The organism is Paenibacillus xylanexedens (genome assembly GCF_007676705.1).
Classification (GTDB): Bacteria; Bacillota; Bacilli; order Paenibacillales; family Paenibacillaceae; genus Paenibacillus; species Paenibacillus xylanexedens_C.
Map to the genome: position 1 here is coordinate 1 of NZ_VEBF01000652.1, position 237 is coordinate 237.

Annotated in this window: 1 pseudogene; it reads right to left on the reverse strand. The window is 48.5% G+C overall.

The annotated features are described in order from the left end of the window. Positions 1–22: 22 nt before the first annotated feature. Positions 23–237, reverse strand: a pseudogene (locus tag FS628_RS32365) (MFS transporter); the annotation flags it as partial.

The window sequence follows — 237 nt, forward strand, 5'->3', positions numbered from 1 at the left end:
AACCTAACCCATTAACCCCCACTCATCCAATCATCACCTTCTTCACCCCTACCCCCTCATATAACCAACCCCCCACCAATTCTCCCAACATCCCACCCACCCACTGAATGACCATTACAAAACCCCCCTTACCCATCCTCCCTCCAACCTCATCAAACACATACATCCTCCTCACCCCCCACATCACTCCACTCCCTCTTCCATTAACCACACTTCCTAATAAAAATATTCTCACTT